This window comes from Burkholderia stabilis (genome assembly GCF_001742165.1).
GTDB lineage: Bacteria > Pseudomonadota > Gammaproteobacteria > Burkholderiales > Burkholderiaceae > Burkholderia > Burkholderia stabilis.
Genome location: NZ_CP016442.1, coordinates 2,327,715 through 2,350,492, shown reverse-complemented (window position 1 = coordinate 2,350,492; position 22,778 = coordinate 2,327,715). Strand labels below are relative to the sequence as shown.

The window sequence follows — 22,778 nt, the reverse complement described above, 5'->3', positions numbered from 1 at the left end:
CCAATCGGTTGAATGGCGAGAATCAGAACATCGCGAGCTCGGCGCCGGCTCGGGCGCCGTGCGTCGCACGGGTTTCACGGTTCAGCGCCGCGACGTCGACGATCAGCGCAACGCTGCCGTCGCCGAGAATGGTCGCCGCCGAGATGCCATGCACCTTGCGGTAGTTGGTTTCGAGGTTCTTCACGACCACCTGCTGCTGGCCGACCAGCTCGTCGATCAGCATCGCGAAGCGGCGCCCCTCGGTTTCCATGATCGTGACGATCCCCTGCGTCGGGTCGGTACGCGCGTCCTCGACCGAGAACACCTCGTGCAGCGCGACGAGCGGCAGGTATTCGCCGCGTACGCGCACCACGCGCTCGCCGTTGCCGACCGTGTAGATGTCGTCGGTCGACGGCTGCAGCGACTCCATCACGAAGTTCAGCGGCAGGATGAAAATCTCGCTGCCGACCTTCACCGACATCCCGTCGAGGATCGCGAGCGTCAGCGGCAGCACGATCCGCGTGGTCGTGCCGCGCCCGGCGAGCGACGTGATTTCCACATGGCCGCCCATCGACTGGATGTTGCGCTTCACGACGTCCATCCCGACGCCGCGGCCCGACACGTCGGTCACCGTCTCGGCGGTCGAGAAGCCCGGCGCGAAGATCAGGTTCCACACCTCTTCGTCGCTGATGTTGTCGGACACCTGCATGCCCTGCTTCGCGGCCTTCGCGAGAATCCGCTCGCGGTTCAGGCCCGCGCCGTCGTCGCTCACCTCGATCACGATGTTGCCGCCGTGATGCGCGGCCGACAGCACGAGTTGGCCGACCGCGTCCTTGCCGGCGGCGACGCGCTTGTCCACCGTCTCGATCCCGTGATCGAGGCTGTTGCGCACGAGGTGCGTGAGCGGATCGATGATCCGCTCGATCAGGCTCTTGTCGAGCTCGGTCGCCTGGCCGAACGTGACGAGTTCGACCTGCTTGCCGAGCTTGCCGGCGAGATCGCGCACGAGCCGCGGGAAGCGGCTGAACACGTAGTCCATCGGCATCATGCGGATCGACATCACCGCTTCCTGCAGGTCGCGCGCGTTGCGCTCGAGCTGCGCCATCCCGTTGAACAGGCGGTCGTGCAGCGCCGGATCGAACGCGCTCGCCGTCTCCGCGAGCATTGCCTGCGTGATCACGAGCTCACCGACGAGGTTGATCAGCTGGTCGACCTTCTCGACGCCGACGCGGATCGAGCTGCCTTCGGCGCCCGTTGCGGCCGCGGCGGCCGGGCGCGCACGCTTGTCGTCGTGATGCGCGGCGGCCTGCGCCGCGTGGTCGGCCTGCTGCTGGGCGTGCTGTTGCGGTTGCGCGGCGGCGGCAGCCGGCTCGGCGGAAGCCGGTGCCGGTGCGGCCGGTTGCGGCGCGGCGGCCGGCGGCGCGAATACCTCGACCCGCGCGGCCGGTTGCGCGGCGGCAGCCGGTTCGGCAGCCGGCGCAGCAGCAACCGGGGCAGCCGGCGCCGTGCCGTGCGCGACGCGGATCTGGCTTTCGTCGATCACGAAGCAGCACACGGCGACGATGTCGTCGGACGGCACGTCCGACTCGAGCCACAGCGTCAGGTCGGCGCCCTTTTCCTCGCGGCCGACGATCCGGCCGAGATTGCCGAGTTCTTCGGCGAGCAGTTCGCGATCCTTCGCGTCGACGCCCGCCAGCGTGATCTGCAGGTGCGGGCCGCCAACGCCGGCGTCGCTCGCATCGCCCGCCGGGTGCGCGGCTGCGACCGCCTGCTCGATCACATGGTCGGGCGCGCGATCGTCGCTCGCGGCGGACGCCGCCGCCACGGCCGGTGCCGGTGCGACGGCAGCGCTCGCCGCCGGTGCGACCGCGACCGCGCCGCTCTCGGCCTTCAGCCGTTCGAGCTTCGCGCAGATCGTCGCGGCGGCGGCCGCGTCCGGTTCGGCGCTCGCGCGGTAGTCGACGAGCTGGTCGGACAGCACGTCCTTGGTCTCGAGGAACGCGTCGACCATGTCCTTGGTCAGCGTCAGCTCATGGTTGCGTGCGCGGTCGAGCAGCGATTCGAGGATGTGCGTCGTATCGGTCAGCGCGGAAAAGCCGAATGTCGCCGCGCCGCCCTTGATCGAATGCGCGGCGCGGAAGATCGCGGCCAGGTCTTCGGGGTCGGGCGAGTCGACGTCGAGGTTCAGCAGCAGCTGCTCCATCTGCGCGAGCAACTCGTCCGCTTCGTCGAAAAAGGTCTGGTAGAACTGCGTGATGTCGAGAGTCATGCCCGGTCACCGGTTGGATTCGTCGCGTTCATATCAGTAGGCAGCCGGCTCGGACAGCGTCGCGACCAGGTCGACCAGCACGGCCGGGTCGATCGGCTTCTCGATCCAGCCGGTCGCGCCCGCGTCGCGCGCGGCCGTCTTGAAGGCATCGCTGCCCTCGGTGGTCAGTACGAGGATCGGCGTGTCCGCGTACGCGGTGAGCTTGCGCAGCGCGGCGATCACCTCGAGCCCGCTCTTGTGCGGCATGTTCTGGTCGGTCAGCACCAGGTCGTACGGCGCGGTCGCGGCCATGTCGAAGCCGGCTTCGCCGTCCGGCGCCACCGTCACGTCGTAGCCGGCCTGCGCAAGCGTTGCCTGCAGCAGCGCACGCATGGTCGCGGAGTCGTCGATGGCGAGAATGGTTCGGATCATGTCTGTCTCGGAATCTTGTGAACGTCAGGGTTTCGGCGCCACGGCGACGGCACTCGCCACGACCGGACGCGCGACCGGCGCCGGGGCGGCGAGCTGCTGCGCAAGCAGCTTCGAGCCCGCCGCGTCGGCCGACAGCGTCGTGGTCGTCGCATCGTCGCGCATCAGCGCTTCTTCGGATTTGCGGTTCAGCACGATCACGCTGATCCGGCGGTTTTCCGGATCGAGCGGGTCGGCCTTGTTCAGGTTCTGCGTCGACGCGAGACCGAGCACGCGCAGCACTTTCGCCTCGTCCATCCCGCCGGAGATCAACTCGCGACGCGACGCGTTCGCGCGGTCGGCCGACAGCTCCCAGTTGCTGTAGCCGCCCTCGCCGCCCGCGTACGGCACGGCGTCGGTGTGGCCCTGGACGATGATCCGGTTCGGCACGTCGTTCAGCGTCTTGCCGATCTCGCGCAGGATGTCGCGCATGTACGGCTCGACGTTGTCGCTCGACATCGCGAACATCGGCCGCTTCTGCGTATCGACGATCTCGATGCGCAGCCCCATCAGCGTCGAATCGATGCGGATCTGCTGCTTGAACTGGCGCAGCGTCGGGTTGGCCTCGATCGCGGCCATCAGCTTGATCTGCAGGTCGTGCAGGCGCGCCTGCTCGAGCCGGTCCTGCGCGCCCTGCGCCTGCTGCGACCGGGAATTCTCGTCGCCCGCCTTCGCGAGGCGCTCGGCGAGCTGCATGGTGCCGTCGGTGCGGCGCAGCGTGCCGGCGTCGACGCTCGACAGGTCGCGCCCGCCGCCGTTGATGATGCTGGAGTCCTGCGAGCTGCGGTCGCCGCTGCCGAACAGCGCGGCCTTCAGCGGCGTGTTGAAGTATTCGGCGATCCCCTTCAGTTGCACCGGCGTGACCGAACTCAGCAGCCACATCAACAGGAAGAACGCCATCATCGCGGTCATGAAATCCGCGTACGCGAGCTTCCATGCGCCGCCGTGGTGGCCCTTCTTCGCCGGGGCCACCCGCTTGACGACGATCGCGCGATCCTTGCTCTTGCTCATCGTGCGCTCCGCGTCACTTCGCCTTCACGCGGCGCACATGCTCTTCGAGCTCGGAAAACGACGGCCGCTCGGTCGAGAACAGCACCTTGCGGCCGAACTCGACGGCAATCGCCGGCGCATAGCCGTTCAGCGTCGCGAGGATCGTCACCTTGATGCACTGGAACATCTTCGTCGACTCGGCGACGCGCTGCTCCGCGAGGCTCGCGAGCGGCCCGATCAGCCCGTACGAGAGCAGGATGCCGAGGAACGTGCCGACCAGCGCCTGCGCGATCATCGCGCCGAGCACTGCGGGCGGCTTGTCGGCCGACGCCATCGTGTGCACGACGCCCATCACGGCCGCGACGATGCCGAACGCCGGCATCGCGTCGCCGACGCGCATCAGCGCATGCGCGGGGCCTTCGCCTTCCGCGTGGTGCGTCTCGATCTCCTCGTCCATCAGGCTCTCGATCTCGAACGCGTTCATGTTGCCGCCCACCATCAGGCGCAGGTAGTCGGTCAGGAATTCGACGATGTGGTGATCGGCGAGGATCTTCGGGTATTGCGTGAAGATCGGGCTCTTTTCCGGATCGTCGATGTCGGCCTCGAGCGTCAGCGTGCCTTCCTTGCGCGCCTTCGCCAGCAGCACGTACAGGAGCGCCATCAGCTCCATGTAGACGTCCTTCGTGTATTTCGAGCCCTTGAAGAGCGTCGGCAGCACACGCATCGTCGCCTTGATGGTCTTGCCGCCGTTGCCGAGGATGAACGCGCCGACGCCGGCGCCCACGATCATCAGGATCTCGACGGGCTGGATCAAGGCGGCCAGATGCCCGCCTGCCAGCGCATAACCGCCGAAGACGGACAACAGCGTCACGAGTGTTCCCACGATAATCAGCACTGCCTGTCCCTCACGAAAGACCGGCGGGGAGACCGCCGTTAAACAGGTTTACGGCAGTCGGCAGGAAAACTTTGGCGGCCAGGCAGCGTCGGTCCGGCGGTGTTTACCAGCAATCCGCAGACGGTTCGCGCAGCCCGCAAGACCGCGCGGCGCCCCGCCCGGCCCTGCCCGGCCCGGCGCTCAGGCCGCGGCGGCGGCCAGTTCCGCGCGTGCGGCGGCGGCCTTGCGCGTCTTGCCCGCGCGCGACGGCGGCTGGCAGAGGCCGCAGACGAAACCTTGATGCGGATCATGCGCATGCGCGACGAAGTGGCCGCCGCAGCGCGTGCACGGGGTCATCTGCAGCATCCCCGAATCGAAGAAGCGCACGAGCGTCCAGGCGCGCGTGAGGCTCAGCGCGGCCTCGTCGCCGGACAGGTTCACGTGCTCCAGGTAGAGCCGGTACGCCTTCACGATCGACTGGATCGGATCGCAGCGGCCGTGGTCCTGCATGAACCGGTAGATGTTGTAGAACAGCGACGAGTGGATGTTCGGCTGCCACGTCATGAACCAGTCGGTCGAGAACGGCAGCATCCCCTTCGGCGGCGACACGCCCTTCAGTTCCTTGTACAGCTTGATCAGACGGTCCCGCGACAGGCTCGTCTCCGCCTCCAGCAGTTGCAGCCGGGCGCCCAGTTCGATCAGTTCGATGGCGAGGGTGATTTCCTTCACCTCGATCACGACGCTTTTGCTTGCCATGGTGATAACCGTCCGCTTGACGTTGTTCGGATGGATGGCCAATACGCTGCCCACCGGCGCGGCACGCCGGGACATACGCAAGGCGGATGGGATCAGCGGACGCTTTCGACTTGCTGCCCGGCCATCAGGATGGCCGAGTGCGCGTGCGCGACGACATCGCTGCGGCCTTTGTCGGCGAGCGAGGACAGCAACGCGTGATCGTCGAAGCGGAAGCGGCACAGCATCTGGTTCGATGCGGCAAGCTTCACGGTCTGTGCGAGCGTGAGGTTTGCGAGTACGTCGGCCAGTTCCTGGGAAATTCCCATGCGGAACATGCCCATCGCCTTGTCTTCCCGCAGCAGGCGTTGCGCGAGGAGGAGGTACGACAGGTTGACCTCTTTGATCTCACTGAGCATTTCGCTGGTAGCGCTCATGATTCCCCCGTTAAAGAGCTTTGCTTTGGCCATTCGTGTTATGAAAACGTTTGCTCGGTCAGGGCGCTCTTGGCGCTCGGTCGGCTCGTTTATAGTCTTACAGGGCGAATTTTGGCCAAACGGCATTTATGCCGGTATCAGCGAAGTGGCGTATGCCATGCAGGATTTGTCTGTAAACCGTGTAGGAATTTTTCCGACAAGGCGAATTGAAAGGTGCAATCGGGAAAGCGAGCAGCAGCAAGGATTCGGCTGCGACGGAACCGATGGCCTCCACGCAATGGCGGAAGGCGTGCCGACAAGGCTGCCGACAATCGGATCGGTAAAAATTATAGTGCTTTTTCACGCGGGCGCAACAATAGAAGTTTCTATCTCGATTCGTGTTTCCTCGCCCTTTTTTTCGGGGTTTTCTCGTATTTCATCGTGTAACAAGCCTTAAGTGTTTGAAAAAACACTCGAACCCCACGGGGCGATATCGATAATGGACTCCAATGGGCGGCGGCGCGAGCCGTGCCGGCCCGCCCCGCAGCTTGCCGTCCGGCGCCCCGCGCACCCCGCCCAGGGCCCGGCCACGTAGCGCCAACAGCGTGCGTCGGCAAGTTCCGCAACCTTGTACGGGGTCCGTATCGGCGCTGAAGCGCGTACGCGGATCGACACAGGAGAACACCCATGCGAATTGCCCAGATCGCGCCGCTTTACGAAGCCGTTCCGCCGAAACTCTACGGCGGCACCGAGCGTGTCGTGTCCTACCTCACCGAGGCGCTCGTCGAACTCGGCCACGACGTGACGCTGTTCGCCAGCGGCGACTCCGTCACGTCGGCCCGTCTCGAGGCGGCGTGGCCGCGCGCCCTGCGGCTCGACCCGTCGATCCGCGATTCGATGGCGCCCCATATGCGGCTCCTCGAGCAGGTCGCCCGTGTCGCGCATGAATTCGACGTGCTGCACTTCCACCTCGACTATCTGCCGTTCCCGCTGATGTCGCGCCTCGACACGCCGTACGTGACGACGCTGCACGGCCGCCTCGACCTGCCGGAGCTGCAGCCGGTGTTCGACGCATTCCCCGACGCGCCGGTCGTGTCGATCTCGAACAACCAGCGCAAGCCGCTGCCGCAGGCCGCGTGGGCCGGCACCGTGTATCACGGGCTGCCCGACACGCTGCTCACGCCGCAGCCGGGCGTGAAGCCCGAATACCTGGCGTTCCTCGGCCGGATCTGCCCCGAAAAGCGCGTCGACACGGCGATCCGGATCGCCGCGCAAAGCGGGCTGCCGCTGAAGATCGCCGCAAAGGTCGACAAGGCCGACGCCGACTATTTCAAGGAAGTGATCGAGCCGCTGCTCGGCCAGGCGCACGTCGAGTTCATCGGCGAGATCAACGAAGCGCAGAAGCCTGCGTTCCTGTCCGGCGCGAAAGCGCTGCTGTTCCCGATCGACTGGCCGGAGCCGTTCGGCCTCGTGATGATCGAGGCGATGGCCTGCGGCACGCCGGTCGTCGCGTTCAACCGCGGTTCGGTGCCGGAAGTGATCGAAGACGGCGTGACCGGTTTCATCGTCGAGGACGTGCAGGGCGCGGTCGGCGCGCTGCACCGGATCGACAGCCTGTCGCGCGACGCGATCCGCGCACGTTTCGATACGCGTTTCAGCTCGAAGGCAATGGCGCAGCGTTATGTCGAAACTTACGAATCGCTTTGCACGACGACCAAGCAACCGACATTGCGCCGGGTCGCAGGCGCCTGACGCGGAAAATTCGCACGGAAATATTCGGTAAAATCCGCGCCGAAATCGGCGCGCAAAACCGCAAAACAAAAGAGCCGCATCGACGATGCGGCTCTTTCTTTTTGGCTGGCCATCATTCGATCAGGAAACGATCGCGGTTTTTCCCGACGATCCAATTCGGCGGCTTGCCGCGCCCGCTCCAGGTCGCGCCCGACTTCGGATCGCGGTATTTCGGCGGCAGCGGCGCCTTCTTCGGCGGGCGGCCGCGCCGCGCTCGCTCCACGAAGCCCAGGTCCTGGGCCGTCAGGCCATATTCGGCAATCATCCGCTGGACATCGGCGATCACCGCCGCCACTTCCTGGCGACGCACATCGTCCGCCTGGGCCTGCAGATCGGCGATCTGCGCCTTGAGTTTCGCGTATTGAGACATTTTTCGACTCCCCTTTTCGATGATGCGGCCCCGGCGAATCCGGCCGGGACACAAACATCCGTTACGCCATCCGCACTGCCGCCCTACCCTTCGAAGAAATAAATGCTGTCATCTTTAACCGATTCGGCTATATCGAGAATGCGGACTTATTCTAATAAAAGGTATTCGTCAGCCATTCAAATTTAACAATCGTTGACCCTCCCGGACGCGATTCATTTCCTATAATCCAGACCAATTCCGGGTGACGAAATAAATCCGTTGCGTCGTCCGGTCGTCTTCAACCACTTGGACGAGGTCCTTACATGAATCTTTCTCAGCGTCTCGCTGCAGAGGTATTCGGCACGTTCTGGCTGGTGCTCGGCGGGTGCGGAAGCGCCGTGCTGGCCGCCGCCTTTCCGGGCCTCGGCATCGGCTTTGCCGGCGTCGCACTCGCCTTTGGCCTGACTGTGCTGACGATGGCATTCGCGATAGGCCACATTTCGGGTTGTCACCTGAATCCGGCGGTGAGCGTCGGCCTGACGGTCGCTGGCCGCTTCCCGGCGCGCGATCTCGCGCCGTACATCGTCGCGCAGGTCGTCGGCGCGACGCTCGGCGCGTTCGTGCTGTACCTGATCGCAACCGGCAAGCCGGGCTTCGACGTCGTCGGCAGCGGCTTCGCGACGAACGGCTTCGGCGATCGCTCGCCCGGCCACTACTCGCTCACCGCGTCGTTCATCTGCGAAGTCGTGATGACGGGCTTCTTCCTGTTCGTGATCCTCGGCGCGACCGACAAGCGCGGTGTGCCGGCCGGCTTTGCGCCGATCGCGATCGGCCTGTGCCTGACGCTGATTCACCTGATCTCGATTCCGGTCACCAACACGTCGGTGAACCCGGCCCGCTCGACCGGCCCCGCGCTGTTCGTCGGCGGCGACGCGATCGGCCAGCTCTGGCTGTTCTGGGTGGCACCGCTGATCGGCGCGGTGCTTGCAGGGATTATTTACCCGCTGGTCGCGGGGCGTGACGACGCCGTCGACCTGCTGCCGGCATCGGCTCGCACAAGCGAATAAAACACTACGGGGTCAAGCGAGCAGAGCAGCGAGCCTCACGCTGTCGAAGAACATCGAGGCAGGCAATTTCGACGGGCGCCCTTGGGCGCCCGTTTTTCATTGCGGCTCGGGGAAGCTTGTTCGGGAAGCGCGCTCGGGAAGCGCGCGCGGAAAGCCCGCTCAGGAAGCGGCGGCGTTGCCCTCGAGCGAGAACAGCGTGCGCAGGTGGCGGGCGACGCCCGCGTCGAAGTTGTTGCCGATCCGCGGGATGTGCGGCAGGCGCGCGACGAGATCGGGGTTCGCGTTGTTCATCATGAACGCGTGACCGGCGGTTTCGAGCAGGTCGATATCGTTCATGTTGTCGCCGAACGCGATGCAGTGGCCGGTGTCGACGCCGAGCCGCGCGAGCACCGAGCGCAGCGCGCGGCCCTTCGACACGTTCGCGGTCATCACTTCGAGGCAGTCGGGCAGCGAGTACGTGACGTACAGCGCATCGCCGAACCGCACGCGCATCTGCTCGGCAACCACCGCCAGATCGGCCGGCTCGCCGATATACAGCACCTTCGCGATATTCGCGCCGTCGTGCGCCGGCATGTCGATCACGTCGTAATGGAAGCCCGAATCCTGGTGGAACTCGAGCAGGTGCGGCGCATCGCGGTCGATCAGCCAGCCGTGGTTGGTGAACAGGTTGACGATCACGCGGCCGTGCGCGCCGGTGACGTCCGGCTGCACGAGGCCGCGGACGATCGCGGGATCGATGTCCTGCGCGTGGATCATCGTGTCGTCCGGCGCATGCACGCGCGCACCGTTCGACGTGATCAGGTACGGCCGGATGCCGAGCACGTCGCGAATGCCGGCGACGTCCGCGTAGTGGCGCCCCGTCGCGATCACGAACTGCAGGCCGTCGCGGTCGAGCCGGCGGACGGTCTCGATCGTGTACGGATCGAGCTGGTGGTCGCTGTTCAGCAGGGTGCCGTCGAGATCGGTAGCAATGACTTTGTACATGGGACGGTAAAAAGGGCGCGCAGGGTTTTGCGGAACGGCCATTTTAACGTCGTGCCCGATTGCGCGCCGGGCGGTTTCCGGTCAGGTGCGGCCTTCGGCGCTGGTTCGGCACTTCGTCGGTGCTCTCTCGGCACGCCCTCCGCGCTCCCTTCGCGCTCCTTCAGCGCTCCTTGGCGCTGCTCCGGCGTGCCAACCACCCTCAACCGCCTTCCGCCGCCCGCAACGCCTGCAGCGCGAGACGCAACGCGCCATGCGCGGAATCGTCGAGCGGCGCGCGCAGCCGCGCGGCATGGCGCGCGGGCACGGCCGGCGCCAGCGCGTCGGCGAGCCCGCCGCACAGTGCAACCGGCAGCGCCTGCTGCGGATCCAGCGCATCGATCATCTTGCCGATCTCTTCACCCGCCTGCTCGATCAGCGTGCCCGCGACCGGATGCGCGCGGTGCGCGAACACGATCGGCGCGAGACGCGCATAGATCGTCTGGTTCGCATCGCACGACCACTGGACGAGCGCATCGCGATCCTGCGCGCCCGTTTCCGCGAGCAGCGCGTCGGCGAACGCATCGCGCGGCACGCGGCCGTCGAGCGCCTGTTGCGCGTACGCGAGCGCGCGCACGCCGAGCCACGCGCCGCTCGCCTCGTCGCCGGACGGAAAACCGAAGCCGCCCGCGATGCGGCAGGCGCCCGCGGCATCGAGCGCCGCCGCGATGCTGCCGGTGCCGAGCGCGACGATGAGCCCCGGCGCGCCGTCGTGCGCGCCGACGACCGTCGTATAGGCATCGCTCTCGATCGCGAGCGCGCCGAGCGGCGCCTGCGCGCGGAATGCGGCGAGCCACGCCGCGTTGTTGACGCCCGCGAGCCCACAGCCGAGCGCGCACTGCGACCAGTCGAACCCGAATCCGGCGCGCGTGAATGCATCCGCGCAGGCCGCGCCGATCGACGCCCACGCGCGCTCGATGCCGAGACCGAGCCCCGACGGGCCGCCGCGCCCCTGCGCGAGCTCGCGCCCGTGCCGGTCGGCCAGCACCGCGCGCGTGCCGGTGCCGCCGCCGTCGATGCCGATCGCAAAAAGTAATGCCGCCATACCTTCATCCCGCTGATTCGAACAGGCGCCAAGCTTAACCGGATCGGCGCCGCGCGCCCATCCGCCGTTCGGCCTGCTATCCCGCGAAAAGGGCTTCCGCTATGCTGGCGCGATCGAATCGACACTGAACAACGAGGCGGACGATGTCGCAGCGATGCAACTGGGTGAAGACGGAAGCGGACGCGCACTATCACGATACCGAATGGGGGCGGCCGTCGCACGACGATCGCCACCTGTTCGAAATGCTGATCCTGGAAGGTGCGCAGGCCGGGCTGTCGTGGTCGACGATCCTGAACAAGCGCGCCGGCTATCGCGAAGCGTTCGCCGATTTCGATGTCGACGCCGTCGCGCGCTTCACGCCGAAGCGCATCGAGAAGCTGCTGGAGAACCCCGGCATCGTGCGCAACCGCGCGAAGGTCGAGTCCGCGGTCAACAATGCGCGCGCCGTGCAGCGCATCCGCGACGAGCACGGGTCGCTCGCCGCGTTCCTGTGGTCGTTCGTCGGCAACACGCCGGTTCAGAATGCGTGGCAGTCATACCGCGACGCGCCCGCGTCGACCGAACAGTCCGACGCGCTCAGCAAGGCGCTGAAGGCATACGGTTGCAAGTTCGTCGGCTCGACGATCTGCTATGCGCTGATGCAGGCGACCGGGATGGTCAACGATCATGAGCTCGGCTGCCCGTGCCACGCGCAATGCGCGGCGCTCGGCGGCAAGCAGCCGGCACGCCGGCGCAAGGCCGAAGGCTGACAGCGACGGCGCGGCGCCGGCCGCCCCGTCACCCGGGGTGGCCCCGAGGTCATCCCGAAACCGCGACGGCCTCGCCGTCCGCTCATCGCACAGCGCGTGACGCTCCCGGCACGACCCGCGCGCTGCGCGCGGCCCGCACGCGCGCACTGCGCTTCTTCACCCAGATGCAGATGCCCGTCACGCTCAACATCGCGATGACGACGCCGAGCACACTCACCGCGACGCGGCCCGCCACGCCGGCGATCCGCCCCGAGTGCAGCGGAAACTGCGCCTGCATGAACAGGTCCCCGGCCGAGCCGCGGCCCGGCACCTGTGCGGCCACGGGCTTGCCGGTCACGGCATCCCAATAAAGCCACGCGTTGCCGAGCCCGACGTCGCCGTGGTCGTTGCCGGGCGTGAAGAACCCGACCGCGTAGACATTCATCGCCGGCGCGAACAGCAACGCGCCGGGCGGCGACGCGATCCCGGCATCACGCCCGGCCGAGCGCGCGATCTCGACGATCCGCTCGCGCGGCAGCACCTTGCTGCCCGGCGGCGCGGGCGGGAAGTGTTCGGGATTCGTATACGGCGTCTCGGCCAGCGGCGAAACCAGCGACACCAGCGGACGCACGACGGGCACGGCGAGATTCATCGAGATCGATGTGACCGCAACGACGAGCAGCAGCCCCCACACCCACACGCCGCCCGAACGGTGCAGGTCGAACACGAGCGGATAGCCGCCGCGCCGCACGCGAAACGCGAACGACTTGCGCCAGCTTTTCAGGTTCGGAAACGCGAGCACGAGCGCGATCAGGCTGTCGATCGCCCACACGATGCCGACGACGCCCATCACCCAGAACCCGAAGTTGATCCCGCCGTACACGGGCAGGAACAGCGAGTAGTGCAGCCGGTAGATGAACGGCATCAGGTCGAGCCGAGCGACCGACAGCGTGCCCCATTCGCGGCGGCCCTGCACCGCGCCGGTCGCGGGATCGACGGCGATCTGGTCGAAATCGAGCGCGGGCGTGCGGCCAGTCGCCGGATCGGTGCGCGGCATCACGCCCGCCTGCAACGTGTGCCCCGGTTCGACCGCGAGCGGCAGATAGGTCACCTGCACGCGCGGGTCGGCCGCCTCGATGTGCGCCGCGAGCTCGAGCGGCGCAAGCTGCACCGCGCCGCCGCGCGCGACATAGAAATCCGGATTCAACGCCGCGTCGAGTTCGTGGTCCCACGCAATCAACGCGCCGGTGAGCCCCGCGACGAACAGGAACAGCGCGATGGCGAGTCCGAACCAGCGGTGCAGGCGGACGAGAAACGGTCGCAGGAACGCATTCATCGTGTGCGCAGCGAAAGAAAGGCGGGCCGGCACGAGCGGCGGCCCCGGTTCGACGGGATGCAGGTCATTTGATGTCGGGCGCCGCACAGGAGCTGGCCGGCCAAGCCAGGCGGGGCTGGATGTCCTTGTGCGCGGCATGGAATTGTTGCGCGTTCGGCGGGTTTTGATACGATGCGCGACATTTTAACGCAATGCGAATGATTCTTACTTGCATTTTTACTCAATCGCCATGATTGCCAGCCTTGCTCGCCCTCCTGTCCCGCCGCGCCGCCTGGCCGCCGTCTTCGCCTGCTTCGCGGCGTCGCTCGCGCACGCGGACGATTCGCCCGGTGACGCCGCGGTGCTGCCCGCCCTGAACATCACGGCCGCGCACGACTCGCCGCAGCACCTGACCGACGCGATCTCGGCTGGCGCGCTCGGCACGCGACGCCAGCTCGACACGCCGTTTTCGACGACGATCGTCACATCGGAAGAACTCGAGGCGCGCCAGCCGTACAAGCTCGGCGACGTGTTCGCGAACGACGCATCGGTGTCCGACAACAGCGGCGCATACAGCGCGTGGGCCAGCTACATGACCGTGCGCGGCATGCCGCTCGACTGGCAGAACGGCTACAAGATCGACGGGCTGCCGTTCGTCACGTACGGGATCACGATGCCGTACGAGCAGCTCGAGCGCGTCGAGCTGCTGAAGGGGCTCGGCGGTTTCCTGTATGGCTTCGTGACGCCCGGCGGCGTCGTGAACTACGTGACGAAGCAGCCGGGCGCCGAATCCGTGCGCAGCATCGACGTGGGCTACCGGAGCACCAATGTGTGGACCGAACACGTCGATCTCGGCCAGCGCTTCGGGCCGAACAGCATGTTCGGCGCGCGGCTGAACGCGACGCACGAGGAAGGCAAGACGTACAACGACGGCAACATCCGCCGCGACAGCGTGTCGCTCGCGCTGCAGGCCAACCTGACGCGCGACCTGTCGGTGAATTTCGGGGCGCTTTACCAGGAGCGCCGCACGACGGGTCAGACGCCGTCGATCTTCACCGGCAGCTACCCGGGCGGCGCGCTGCCCGCGACGATCAGCGGTGGCACGACGAACCTCGGCGGCAAGGACCAGTACCTGAACACGAACCTGCAGCTCTACACGGCCGGGCTGCAATACCAGCTCGCGCCCGACTGGCAGCTCGACGTCGTGTACAGCTACAGCAAGGCGACGCGCCGCCGCAACGAAAGCACGCTGTACCTGCAGGATGCGGCCGGCAACTACACCGACAGCCGCTACGTCGGGATGGAGGATCACCGCTTCAGCCAGTGGCGCGCGATGGTCGAGGGCAAGTTGCGCACGGGCCCGTTCAGCCATCAGGTCGTGCTCGGCGCGTCGTGGCAGAAGCAGGCGAACGACTATTCGGCGGACAGCGTGTTCGTGCCGCTCGGCACGGGCAACCTTTATGCGCCGAATCCGTACCGCTACGAGAGCCCGCACGGCTTCGTCCAGTACCGCACGAGCGAGATCGTGCAGAAATCGCTGTTCGCGAGCGACACCGTGCAGCTCACCGATCGCTGGTCGGTGCTCGCGGGCGTGCGCTACATGAACTACGAGCAGCGCTCGTTTCAGCCGGGCGGCACTGAGGACCCCGGCTATCGGCAAAACGGCGTCGTGACGCCGACGTTCGCGGTGATGTTCAAGCTCGCGCCGACGACCACCGCGTACGCGAGCTACGCCGAATCGCTCGAACCCGGCAGCCGCGTGAACGATGTCTACGCAAACGCGGGGCAGGTGCTCAAGCCGCTGCGCAGCAAGCAGTACGAGCTCGGGATCAAGAGCGAGCACGCGCGCTGGAGCGCGATGGCGGCGCTGTTCCGCATCGAGCGCAGTGCCGAATATGCAAATACAGCGAACGTCTACGTGCAAGACGGCGAATCGGTGATCCAGGGGATCGAGTTCGGCACGCGCGCGAAATTCGGCGCGCGCTGGAGCGCGGGCGTCGACGCGATGCTGCTCGACGCGTGGTACGCGAACGGAATCGGCAACAACGGCAACCGCGTCGCGGGCGCGCCGCGCTTCGTGCTCGCCGGCGACGTCGGTTATGCGGTGCCGGGCATACCGGGGCTGACGCTCGGCGTCGACGCGAAACTCACCGGCGCAACGCCGCTGCGCGCGGCCGGCGGCCTCGACGCGCCGGGCTTTCTGGTCGTCAATGCGGGCGCGCGCTACCTGGCGCGGGCCGGCCGCCACGACGTGACGTTGCGCGCATCGATCGACAACGTGCTGAACCGCCGTTACTGGGAATACCAGTACGCGGACTATGTGAAGCCGGGCGACCCGCGCACGGTGAGCCTGAGCGCGAAAATCGATTTCTGACGAACGACGCGCCGGCGGCCCCGGGCCGTCGCACTCCGCCGACCGGAACCGCCGCGAGAGCGCCCGGCGCCGCGGCTTTTACACGATTCCGGGCCGCAAAAGCAAAACGGCGGAGCGGCTTCTTTCGAAGCACACTCCGCCGTTTCGCGGCGAACCGTAAGACGCTCTTAGTGGAGCTTCTTCGGCAGCATCTGGCTGCGCAGGCGCTTGTGCAGGCGCTTGACGGCTGCTGCCTTCTTGCGCTTGCGGACTGCGGTCGGCTTTTCGTAAGACTGGCGTTCACGCAGTTCAGCGATCAGGCCGTTTTTTTCGATAGCGCGACGAAAGCGGCGAATCGCCACTTCGAACGGCTCGTTTTCTTTCAGAAGAATCGTCGTCATGTCGTTCCTAAATTGCTTAAACGGTCAAAAACGTAGCGGCCAAGCGCCACGCACCGGCCATCCGAGCGTCCCCACAACAGGCGAAACGAGCGGAAATACGGCCTCGGAGGCCGGAAAAGAGAGGCGGAAAGCACCGCGAGTACGCTTCACAACCGCGTGCAGCGCCGCGTTTGACTGCCAGCAGACATGCCGAAACCGGCAAAGGCGTGACAGAAATCTCAATTCAGCCCGCCATCATATCAGGGAATCACAGACAAAACCATCCTTTTGTCGAATTCATGTGCACAGCGTTGCCACTCCTCCGGCGGGCCGGTCTCCGCCCCCATTAGTCGGACCGCCTGGCCGGGTCGGTTCGAAATGACAAAGAAGGATAAAAAATCGGGCCGAATCTCAACGTGCCCCTCAAGTTTTGTTTTGGTACGCCGAAATCCTGCTCTGAGGCGGCCAGCAATGAACGAGTGCTTCCGCCGACGCCAAAACGGCTTTTCAGGGCTTTCGGCTTAAACAGGAGATTTTCCATGCTCGGAATTAACAGCAACATCAACTCGCTGGTTGCACAGCAGAACCTCAACGGCTCGCAAAACGCCCTGTCGCAGGCAATCACCCGCCTGTCGTCGGGCAAGCGCATCAACAGCGCAGCGGACGACGCTGCCGGCCTCGCGATCTCGACGCGGATGCAAACGCAGATCAACGGCCTGAACCAGGGCGTGTCGAACGCGAACGACGGCGTGTCGATGATTCAAACGGCATCGAGCGCACTGTCGTCGCTGACGAACAGCCTGCAGCGTATCCGCCAGCTGGCCGTCCAGGCGTCGACGGGCACGATGTCCACGACCGACCAGGCCGCACTGCAGCAAGAAGTTGCGCAACAGATCCAGGAAGTGAACCGTATCGCGTCGCAAACGACGTACAACGGCACGAACATCCTGAACGGCAACGCAGGCATCGTGTCGTTCCAGGTTGGCGCAAACGTCGGCCAGACGATCTCGCTGGACCTGAGCCAAAGCATGTCGGCCGCGCAAATCGGCGGCGGCCTGGTGCAGAAGGGCCAGACGGTCGGCACGGTGACGGGCCTGAGCCTCGACAACACCGGCGTGTACACGTCGGCGGCGGGCAGCGTTGCGATTACCGCGATCAACGTGCTGTCGGACGGTAAGGGTGGTTACACGTTCACCGACCAAAACGGCGGCGCCATCTCGCAAACCGTTGCCCAGACCGTGTTCGGCACCGGCGCAACGGGCGGCACGGGCGCCGCAGTCGGTGCACTGGCGCTCTCGGCGAGCGCAGCCAGCGCGGGCAACACGTCGGCGGCGGCGCTCACCGCGATCAACAACGCCATTGCGCAGATCAACGCCGTCAACAAGCCGGCAACCGTGTCGGGCCTCGACATCAGCACGGTCAGCGGTGCGAACGTCGCGATGGTGTCGATCGACAACGCGCTGCAAACGGTGAACAACGTGCAGGCGCAGCTCGGTGCGGCACAAAACCGCTTCACGGCAATCGCCACGTCGCAGCAGGCAGAATCGACCGACCTGTCGTCGGCACAGTCGCAGATCACCGACGCGAACTTCGCGCAGGAAACCGCGAACATGTCGAAAAACCAGGTGCTGCAGCAAGCAGGCATCTCGGTGCTCGCACAGGCGAACTCGCTGCCGCAGCAGGTCCTGAAGCTCCTGCAGTAATCGCGTAGCAACCCACGGCCGGGCCCCGCGTAACGCGCGGCCCGGCCGTAGTCACTTGGCACGCGGGGCCTTGCCCCGCCGCCAGGTCTTCATCCAGAATTTCACGGACTACCCGCCGCACGGAGCACTACGATGTCGACGATCAATCCCGCCGTCACCGCCGCCAATAGCTCGGCCAACAGCGCGCTGCAACAGGCTGCCCAATCGATCATCAGCGGATCGACCGGCAACTCGTCGATGGACGTCAACTCGCTCGTGACGGCGCTCGTCAATGCGAAGACCGCCGGTCAGACCGCCGCGCTCAGCGCGCAGCAGGCCAGCGACAACACCCAGATTTCCGCGTTCGGCGCCCTTTCGGCCGCGCTGAGCGCACTGCAGGCCAGCCTCACGACGCTGTCGAACGGCGCGCTGCAGAACACCTTCACCGCCACCGCGAGCGGCACCGGCGTCACCGCGACCGCAGGCGCGGGCGCTGTCGCAGGCAGCTATTCGCTCGGCGTCACGCAGATCGCGACGTCGCAATCGTTGTCGTCGGCCGCCTTCGGCGCGTCGACCGCGCTCGGCACCGGCACGATGAAGCTGTCGCTCGGCAGCCAGTCGTTCACGGTCGACGTGAACGGCGCGAACAACACGCTGTCCGGCATCGCCGCCGCGATCAACAACACGGCCGGCAATCCCGGCATCGTCGCGTCGGTCGTCAACGGCACCGACGGCGCGCACCTCGTGCTCAGCTCGACGCCGACCGGCGCGGCGAACGCGATCAGCGTCTCGCTCAGCAACGTGGCCGGCGACAACGGCCTGTCCAGCCTCGGCGTCACGTCGACGCCCAGCACGACGGGCGGCCAGTCGACGGTCACGTCCGCGAACGGCAGCGCCGCGTGGAAGCAGAGCACGGCCGCGCAGGACGCCGCGTTCACGATCAACGGCATCGCCGGCACGAGCGCGAGCAACGCCGTCTCGAGCGCGATCACCGGCGTCACGCTGAACCTCACTTCGGCCGCCGTCACCGCAGGCCAGCCGCAGACGCTGACGGTCGCGGCCGACACCAAATCCCAGGCGGCCGCGATCAACAACTTCGCGACGCTGTACAACACGCTCGTCACGACGATGGGCTCGCTGTCGAGCTTCACGTCCGGCGCATCGTCGCAAGGCCCGCTGCTCGGCGACTCGACGCTGAACACGATCAAGAACGCACTCGCGTCGATCGTCGCCAGCGGCGTGAGCGGCACCGGCTCGACGGTCAACCTCGCGTCGATCGGCGTCACGCTGCAGGCCGACGGCACGCTGCAGGTCGACAACACGGCGCTCAATGGCGCGCTGCAGAGCAACCCGTCCGGCGTGGCGACGCTGTTCAACTCCAAGACCGGGATCGGTCAGCAGCTGACGACCAACATCACGAATTACACGCAGACGAACGGCCTGATCGCCGCGCGCACGACGGCGCTCAACAACGACCTGAAGAGCGTGACGCAGCAACAGTCGAACCTGTCGAACTACGTCGCGCAGCTCACCACGCAGTACCAGGCCCAGTTCACCGCGCTCAACACGCTGATGGCGACCATGAACAGCAATTCCCAGTACCTGACGCAGCTGTTCGGCGGCGCGAACAGCGCCGGCGCGATGTCGAACAACAAGAGCTGATCGTTAGCCGGACAGGAGCGTCCAGATGGAACAGACCGAACTGATTGCGCAAATCGACGCACTCACCAATGCGATCGAACATGCGGCCGCGATGGCCGACTGGGACGAGGCGGTGCGCCTCGTCGACGCGCGCTGGACGCTCGTCGCGTCGCTCGCGGCCGACCAGCCGCCCGCCGGCATCGCCGCGATCCGCCGCATGCAGGCCAGCAACGACCGCATCTTCACCGACGCGCAACGCGCGCAGCAGGAACTGACCGACGAATATCAGGCGGCGATGAGCCGCGTACAGGCCGTCGGCCAGTACCAGAACATCGCGAACCGCTGACACATGCCCGGCGCGGCGTCCGATCGCGCGCGCCAGCCAACCCGACAACAAGAACTACACGCTGATGTGAGGGCGTGCTCGTTCGCCTCCGCCCGCCTCGCGCGGGCGTTTTTTTGTTTCACGATGACTCCAGCCCGGTAGTTCGCTGGACTGCGCCGTAGCTAGATACAGCAGGTTTATCAATAACTTACGCGCGTCCATCATATGCCGGTGCTTTCTGAAACTTGACCCGGTTTTCCCTCGCGCCGCTCCTATCTGGCTCCTGGAATCCGGGTTGTTCCGAGGAGTCATCATGGCAAAGATCAAGCTCACCAAGACCGCCGTGGAGTCGGCCCAACCCCAGGCCAAGGATGTTGAACTGCGAGATACCGTGGTGCCCGGCTTCCTGTGCAAGATTACCCCGACCGGCCGCCGGGTGTTCATGCTCCAGTACCGCACGAACTCCGGCCAGCCCCGCAAGCCCTCGCTGGGGCTGTACGGGGAGCTGACCGTCGAACAGGCACGAGTCAAGGCACAGGACTGGCTGGCCGAGGTTCGCCGGGGCGGCGACCCCGGCGGCGCCAAGGCCGAGGCGCGCAAGGCGCCCACGATGGCCGAGTTGTGCAAGAAGTTCATGGAGGACTACTCCAAGAAGCGCAACAAGCCCAGCACGCAGGACGGCTATCAGGGCGTCATAGACCGCAACATCATCCCGCTGCTGGGCCGCAAGAAGGTGCATGACGTGAAGCGGCCCGACATTGCCGGGCTGATGGAGAAACTGGCCTACAAGCCGACCGAGGCGAACAAGACCTTCGGCGTGCTGCGCAAGATGTTCAACCTGGCCGAAGTGTGGGGCTACCGCCCGGACGGCACGAACCCGTGCCGCCACGTCCCCATGTACCCGCCGGGCAAGGAAACCCGGCTCATCGTGGACGAGGAAATGGTGCGGATCTTCCGCCAGTTGGAGAAGCTGGAGGCGGAGGGGCTGGAGAACTACGTCATCCCGCTGGCGATCCGCCTGCAATTCGAGTTCGCCGCCCGGCGCTCCGAAATCTGCCCGCTCGAATGGAGCTGGCTGGACTTCGAGAACCGGCGCGTGGTGTGGCCCGACAGCAAGGTCGGCGGCATTTCCAAGCCCATGAGCGAGGAAGCCTATCGGCTGCTTTCGACGGCGCCGCGCCGGGAGGGCTGCCCCTACGTCCTGCCATCGCCGAACGACCCGGCCAAGCACCTGACCTTTGGCGAGCACTATGGCGGCTGGTGCCGGGTGCTCAAGGCCGCCGGCGTCCCGCACGTCGGCACGCACGGCATCCGCCATCGCTCGACCACCGACATTGCCAATTCGGGCGTGCCGACCAAAGTGGGCATGAAGCTGACGGGCCACAAGACCGTGGCGATGTTCATGCACTACGTCCACACCGAGGACAAGCCGGTGCGCGATGCGGCCGAGCTGGTGGCCAGCCGCCGCCAAGCCATCACGGGTGCGCGCCAGCTTGCGGAGGCGGCGGCATGAACACGCGCCGGTCATCCGCAGCATCGTCCGCAGCGCCTTCGGCGCTGCTGGGCGACATTCGGGCACTGATCGAGGCGGCGCGCAAGCGCGCCGCCTCGACGGTGAATAGCGAGCTGACGATGCTCTACTGGCGCATCGGCCAGCGCATCCGCACGCACGTCTTGGACGGACGCCGGGGCGCCTACGGCAAGGAAGTCCTGCCCACCCTGGCGGCGCAGTTGGTGAAGGAGTACGGCGGCAGTTTTGCCGAGCAGAACCTGCGCCGCATGGTGCAGTTCGCGGCCACCTTCCCCGACGAGCAGATTCTCGTATCACTGATACGAGAATTGAGCTGGACGCACTTCATCGCCCTGATCCCGCTGAAAGACCCGCTCCAGCGGGACTATTACGCGCAGATGGCGAGCGCCGAACGCTGGAGCGTCCGGACGCTGCGCGAGCGCATCGACTCGATGCTGTACGAGCGCACGGCGCTGTCTCAAAAGCCGGGCGAGACGATCGCGCACGAGCTGGCGACGATGCGCGATGCGCAGCGCATGTCGCCCGCCCTGGTCATGCGCGACCCGTACATCCTCGACTTCCTGGGGCTGCGGGACACTTGGCAGGAAGGCGACTTGGAGGCGGCGATCATCCGCGAAATGGAGTCGTTCTTGTTGGAGCTGGGCGCGGGTTTCAGCTTCGTGGCCCGGCAGAAGCGCATCCAGATCGACGGCGAGGATTTCCACCTCGACCTGCTGTTTTACAACCGCAAGCTGCGGCGGCTGGTGGCAGTGGAGTTGAAGGTCGGCGAGTTCAAGGCAGCTTTCAAGGGACAGATGGAGCTTTATCTTCGCTGGCTGGACAAGCACGAACGGGAGCCGGAGGAAGCCTCGCCGCTGGGGATCATCCTTTGCACCGGCAAGAAGCGCGAGCAGATCGAATTGCTGGAGTTGGACAAGTCGGGCATCCACGTCGCCGAGTACCTGACCGCCTTGCCGCCGAGGGGCGTGCTGGTGGAGCGGCTGCAACAAGCAACGCAACGGGCGCAGTTGCAGCTCGAGCAGCGCAAGACCGACAACGAATAGTCCTGTCCCAAGCAGTCGGGCGTCCCGGCGTACCGCCGTCGCGCTGTCGTGCTGCGCATCGAGCCTCGCTGCGCGAGTCTCGCCCCTGTCGGGCTTCCATCACTGACGCCTCCGGCCCGGCTCGCTGATCCGCGCCTGCGCGCTTCGCTTGCCAAAAACCCGCGTGCGTGGGGTGGTGTGAGGGGGCGGTCTTGCTGTGTCCCTTCACCGTATCACGGCGTTCTCGCCGTGCAAGGGCTGCGCGCGCCTTGCGCGCTTGCGTCCTGGCGGCCGTCTGCGACCCCTGACTGCTGCGCTGCGCCGTGAGGGCGACGGTTCCGGGCAATTCCGCCCTTGCAACCGGAGAACCGTCATGAACGACAAATCACACGTTTCCCTCGAACAGCACGTTTGCCTGGTCTGCGGCACGGCGTTCGACACCGGCGCGATCCTGCTGGACAAGCGCCTGCGCGCGAGCATGGAGCGCCACACGGCGACCGGCTGGGGCCTGTGCCCCGAGCATCAGAAGCTGGCCGACGATGGCTTTGTCGCGCTGGTCGAATGCGATCCGCAGCGCAGCGGGTCGCAGGCTGGCGGGCGCATGAAGCCCGAGCAGGCATACCGGACGGGCCGGCTGGCCCATCTGCGGCGCACGGTGTTCGCGCAGGTGTTCAACGTGCCGATCGCGGACGAGCAGGCTTGCGTGTTCGTTGAGCCTGGCGTGATCGAGCAGTTGCAGTCGATGACAGCGCCGGCGGCGGGCTGATTGCGTCGTGCGGCCTTCGGTGCGTCGCTCCTTCGCGGGCGGCGCACTTTTTCATA

22 protein-coding genes are annotated in these 22,778 nt (G+C 66.2%); 11 read left to right on the top strand and 11 right to left on the bottom strand.

Annotated elements, in window-relative coordinates; translation table 11 throughout:
• Positions 1-22: 22 nt before the first annotated feature.
• From cheA to flhD, 6 genes are all read right to left on the bottom strand, one after another.
• Positions 23-2,248 carry a chemotaxis protein CheA gene (gene cheA / locus BBJ41_RS10920; protein WP_069746446.1) on the bottom strand — a complete coding sequence of 742 codons (2,226 nt, stop codon included), beginning with the start codon at positions 2,246-2,248 and terminating at the stop codon, positions 23-25.
• A gap of 33 nt (positions 2,249-2,281) precedes the next feature.
• Positions 2,282-2,659 carry a response regulator gene (locus tag BBJ41_RS10915; protein WP_069746445.1) on the bottom strand — a complete coding sequence of 126 codons (378 nt, stop codon included), beginning with the start codon at positions 2,657-2,659 and terminating at the stop codon, positions 2,282-2,284.
• Positions 2,660-2,683: 24 nt separating this feature from the next.
• Positions 2,684-3,706, bottom strand: coding sequence for a flagellar motor protein MotB (gene motB / locus BBJ41_RS10910; protein WP_069746444.1), 1,023 nt, complete (start codon positions 3,704-3,706; stop codon positions 2,684-2,686).
• Positions 3,707-3,719: 13 nt separating this feature from the next.
• Positions 3,720-4,580, bottom strand: coding sequence for a flagellar motor stator protein MotA (gene motA, locus BBJ41_RS10905; protein ID WP_069746443.1), 861 nt, complete (start codon positions 4,578-4,580; stop codon positions 3,720-3,722).
• 180 nt (positions 4,581-4,760) lie between these two features.
• Complete coding sequence (gene flhC / locus BBJ41_RS10900; protein ID WP_043185235.1) at positions 4,761-5,315, bottom strand: flagellar transcriptional regulator FlhC; 555 nt, start codon at positions 5,313-5,315, stop codon at positions 4,761-4,763.
• A 92-nt stretch (positions 5,316-5,407) separates the two neighbouring features.
• A complete protein-coding gene (flhD, locus tag BBJ41_RS10895) occupies positions 5,408-5,728 on the bottom strand; it encodes a flagellar transcriptional regulator FlhD (RefSeq protein ID WP_069746442.1) in 321 nt (106 codons plus the stop codon).
• Here flhD and BBJ41_RS41540 point away from each other — a divergent pair.
• Both BBJ41_RS41540 and BBJ41_RS10890 read left to right on the top strand, forming a co-directional pair.
• Entirely contained in the window at positions 5,727-6,164 is a 438-nt protein-coding gene (locus BBJ41_RS41540; RefSeq protein WP_236872069.1) for a hypothetical protein, read from the top strand. The genes flhD and BBJ41_RS41540 overlap by 2 nt on opposite strands.
• 230 nt (positions 6,165-6,394) lie before the next feature.
• Positions 6,395-7,459, top strand: a complete 1,065-nt coding sequence (locus tag BBJ41_RS10890; protein ID WP_069746441.1) for a glycosyltransferase family 4 protein — start codon at positions 6,395-6,397, stop codon at positions 7,457-7,459.
• 112 nt (positions 7,460-7,571) lie between these two features.
• On the opposite strand, the gene BBJ41_RS10885 is transcribed toward BBJ41_RS10890, so the two are convergent.
• Positions 7,572-7,868, bottom strand: coding sequence for an H-NS histone family protein (locus tag BBJ41_RS10885; RefSeq protein ID WP_069746440.1), 297 nt, complete (start codon positions 7,866-7,868; stop codon positions 7,572-7,574).
• A gap of 302 nt (positions 7,869-8,170) precedes the next feature.
• On the opposite strand from BBJ41_RS10885, the gene aqpZ reads away from it, so the two are divergent.
• Entirely contained in the window at positions 8,171-8,914 is a 744-nt protein-coding gene (gene aqpZ / locus BBJ41_RS10880) for an aquaporin Z (RefSeq protein WP_006477345.1), read from the top strand.
• Between the two features lie 159 nt (positions 8,915-9,073).
• Here aqpZ and BBJ41_RS10875 read toward each other — a convergent pair whose 3' ends face one another.
• Complete coding sequence (locus BBJ41_RS10875) at positions 9,074-9,898, bottom strand: Cof-type HAD-IIB family hydrolase (RefSeq protein WP_069746439.1); 825 nt, start codon at positions 9,896-9,898, stop codon at positions 9,074-9,076.
• A gap of 199 nt (positions 9,899-10,097) precedes the next feature.
• A complete protein-coding gene (locus BBJ41_RS10870; protein WP_069746438.1) occupies positions 10,098-10,979 on the bottom strand; it encodes a glucosamine kinase nucleotide-binding domain-containing protein in 882 nt (293 codons plus the stop codon).
• A 143-nt stretch (positions 10,980-11,122) separates the two neighbouring features.
• On the opposite strand from BBJ41_RS10870, the gene BBJ41_RS10865 reads away from it, so the two are divergent.
• Positions 11,123-11,728 (top strand): DNA-3-methyladenine glycosylase I, encoded by a 606-nt coding sequence (locus BBJ41_RS10865; RefSeq protein ID WP_069746437.1) that lies wholly within the window; start codon positions 11,123-11,125, stop codon positions 11,726-11,728.
• An 82-nt stretch (positions 11,729-11,810) separates the two neighbouring features.
• On the opposite strand, the gene BBJ41_RS10860 is transcribed toward BBJ41_RS10865, so the two are convergent.
• On the bottom strand, positions 11,811-13,043 hold the full coding sequence (locus BBJ41_RS10860) for a PepSY-associated TM helix domain-containing protein (RefSeq protein WP_069746436.1): 1,233 nt from the start codon (positions 13,041-13,043) through the stop codon (positions 11,811-11,813).
• Positions 13,044-13,272: 229 nt separating this feature from the next.
• Between BBJ41_RS10860 and BBJ41_RS10855 the strand changes: the two genes are divergently transcribed.
• A complete protein-coding gene (locus BBJ41_RS10855) occupies positions 13,273-15,396 on the top strand; it encodes a TonB-dependent siderophore receptor (protein ID WP_069746435.1) in 2,124 nt (707 codons plus the stop codon).
• 167 nt (positions 15,397-15,563) lie between these two features.
• Here BBJ41_RS10855 and rpsU read toward each other — a convergent pair whose 3' ends face one another.
• The gene (gene rpsU / locus BBJ41_RS10850; protein ID WP_006401410.1) at positions 15,564-15,776 is read right to left on the bottom strand and encodes a 30S ribosomal protein S21; all 213 of its coding nucleotides are present in this window, start codon (positions 15,774-15,776) and stop codon (positions 15,564-15,566) included.
• Positions 15,777-16,294: 518 nt separating this feature from the next.
• Here rpsU and BBJ41_RS10845 point away from each other — a divergent pair.
• The 6 genes from BBJ41_RS10845 (at position 16,295) to BBJ41_RS10820 (ending at position 22,722) form a co-directional block, all read left to right on the top strand.
• Entirely contained in the window at positions 16,295-17,458 is a 1,164-nt protein-coding gene (locus tag BBJ41_RS10845) for a flagellin (protein ID WP_069746434.1), read from the top strand.
• A 132-nt stretch (positions 17,459-17,590) separates the two neighbouring features.
• On the top strand, positions 17,591-19,099 hold the full coding sequence (gene fliD, locus BBJ41_RS10840) for a flagellar filament capping protein FliD (RefSeq protein ID WP_069746433.1): 1,509 nt from the start codon (positions 17,591-17,593) through the stop codon (positions 19,097-19,099).
• 25 nt (positions 19,100-19,124) lie between these two features.
• Positions 19,125-19,424 carry a flagellar protein FliT gene (gene fliT, locus BBJ41_RS10835; protein WP_069746432.1) on the top strand — a complete coding sequence of 100 codons (300 nt, stop codon included), beginning with the start codon at positions 19,125-19,127 and terminating at the stop codon, positions 19,422-19,424.
• A gap of 292 nt (positions 19,425-19,716) precedes the next feature.
• On the top strand, positions 19,717-20,916 hold the full coding sequence (locus tag BBJ41_RS10830; protein ID WP_023114164.1) for a tyrosine-type recombinase/integrase: 1,200 nt from the start codon (positions 19,717-19,719) through the stop codon (positions 20,914-20,916).
• A complete protein-coding gene (locus BBJ41_RS10825) occupies positions 20,913-21,977 on the top strand; it encodes a PDDEXK nuclease domain-containing protein (protein WP_023114165.1) in 1,065 nt (354 codons plus the stop codon). The genes BBJ41_RS10830 and BBJ41_RS10825 overlap by 4 nt, the downstream gene beginning before the upstream one ends.
• 352 nt (positions 21,978-22,329) lie before the next feature.
• Positions 22,330-22,722 (top strand): hypothetical protein, encoded by a 393-nt coding sequence (locus BBJ41_RS10820; protein ID WP_023114166.1) that lies wholly within the window; start codon positions 22,330-22,332, stop codon positions 22,720-22,722.
• Positions 22,723-22,778 lie beyond the last annotated feature (56 nt).

Coding starts and splice junctions, on each gene's coding strand:
- cheA (WP_069746446.1), bottom strand. CDS start 2,248: ATGACTCTCGACATCACGCAGTTCTACCAGACCTTTTTCGACGAAGCG.
- BBJ41_RS10915 (WP_069746445.1), bottom strand. CDS start 2,659: ATGATCCGAACCATTCTCGCCATCGACGACTCCGCGACCATGCGTGCG.
- motB (WP_069746444.1), bottom strand. CDS start 3,706: ATGAGCAAGAGCAAGGATCGCGCGATCGTCGTCAAGCGGGTGGCCCCG.
- flhC (WP_043185235.1), bottom strand. CDS start 5,315: ATGGCAAGCAAAAGCGTCGTGATCGAGGTGAAGGAAATCACCCTCGCC.
- BBJ41_RS41540 (WP_236872069.1), top strand. CDS start 5,727: ATGATTCCCCCGTTAAAGAGCTTTGCTTTGGCCATTCGTGTTATGAAA.
- flhD (WP_069746442.1), bottom strand. CDS start 5,728: ATGAGCGCTACCAGCGAAATGCTCAGTGAGATCAAAGAGGTCAACCTG.
- BBJ41_RS10890 (WP_069746441.1), top strand. CDS start 6,395: ATGCGAATTGCCCAGATCGCGCCGCTTTACGAAGCCGTTCCGCCGAAA.
- BBJ41_RS10885 (WP_069746440.1), bottom strand. CDS start 7,868: ATGTCTCAATACGCGAAACTCAAGGCGCAGATCGCCGATCTGCAGGCC.
- aqpZ (WP_006477345.1), top strand. CDS start 8,171: ATGAATCTTTCTCAGCGTCTCGCTGCAGAGGTATTCGGCACGTTCTGG.
- BBJ41_RS10875 (WP_069746439.1), bottom strand. CDS start 9,898: ATGTACAAAGTCATTGCTACCGATCTCGACGGCACCCTGCTGAACAGC.
- BBJ41_RS10870 (WP_069746438.1), bottom strand. CDS start 10,979: ATGGCGGCATTACTTTTTGCGATCGGCATCGACGGCGGCGGCACCGGC.
- BBJ41_RS10865 (WP_069746437.1), top strand. CDS start 11,123: ATGTCGCAGCGATGCAACTGGGTGAAGACGGAAGCGGACGCGCACTAT.
- BBJ41_RS10860 (WP_069746436.1), bottom strand. CDS start 13,043: ATGAATGCGTTCCTGCGACCGTTTCTCGTCCGCCTGCACCGCTGGTTC.
- BBJ41_RS10855 (WP_069746435.1), top strand. CDS start 13,273: ATGATTGCCAGCCTTGCTCGCCCTCCTGTCCCGCCGCGCCGCCTGGCC.
- rpsU (WP_006401410.1), bottom strand. CDS start 15,776: ATGACGACGATTCTTCTGAAAGAAAACGAGCCGTTCGAAGTGGCGATT.
- BBJ41_RS10845 (WP_069746434.1), top strand. CDS start 16,295: ATGCTCGGAATTAACAGCAACATCAACTCGCTGGTTGCACAGCAGAAC.
- fliD (WP_069746433.1), top strand. CDS start 17,591: ATGTCGACGATCAATCCCGCCGTCACCGCCGCCAATAGCTCGGCCAAC.
- fliT (WP_069746432.1), top strand. CDS start 19,125: ATGGAACAGACCGAACTGATTGCGCAAATCGACGCACTCACCAATGCG.
- BBJ41_RS10830 (WP_023114164.1), top strand. CDS start 19,717: ATGGCAAAGATCAAGCTCACCAAGACCGCCGTGGAGTCGGCCCAACCC.
- BBJ41_RS10825 (WP_023114165.1), top strand. CDS start 20,913: ATGAACACGCGCCGGTCATCCGCAGCATCGTCCGCAGCGCCTTCGGCG.
- BBJ41_RS10820 (WP_023114166.1), top strand. CDS start 22,330: ATGAACGACAAATCACACGTTTCCCTCGAACAGCACGTTTGCCTGGTC.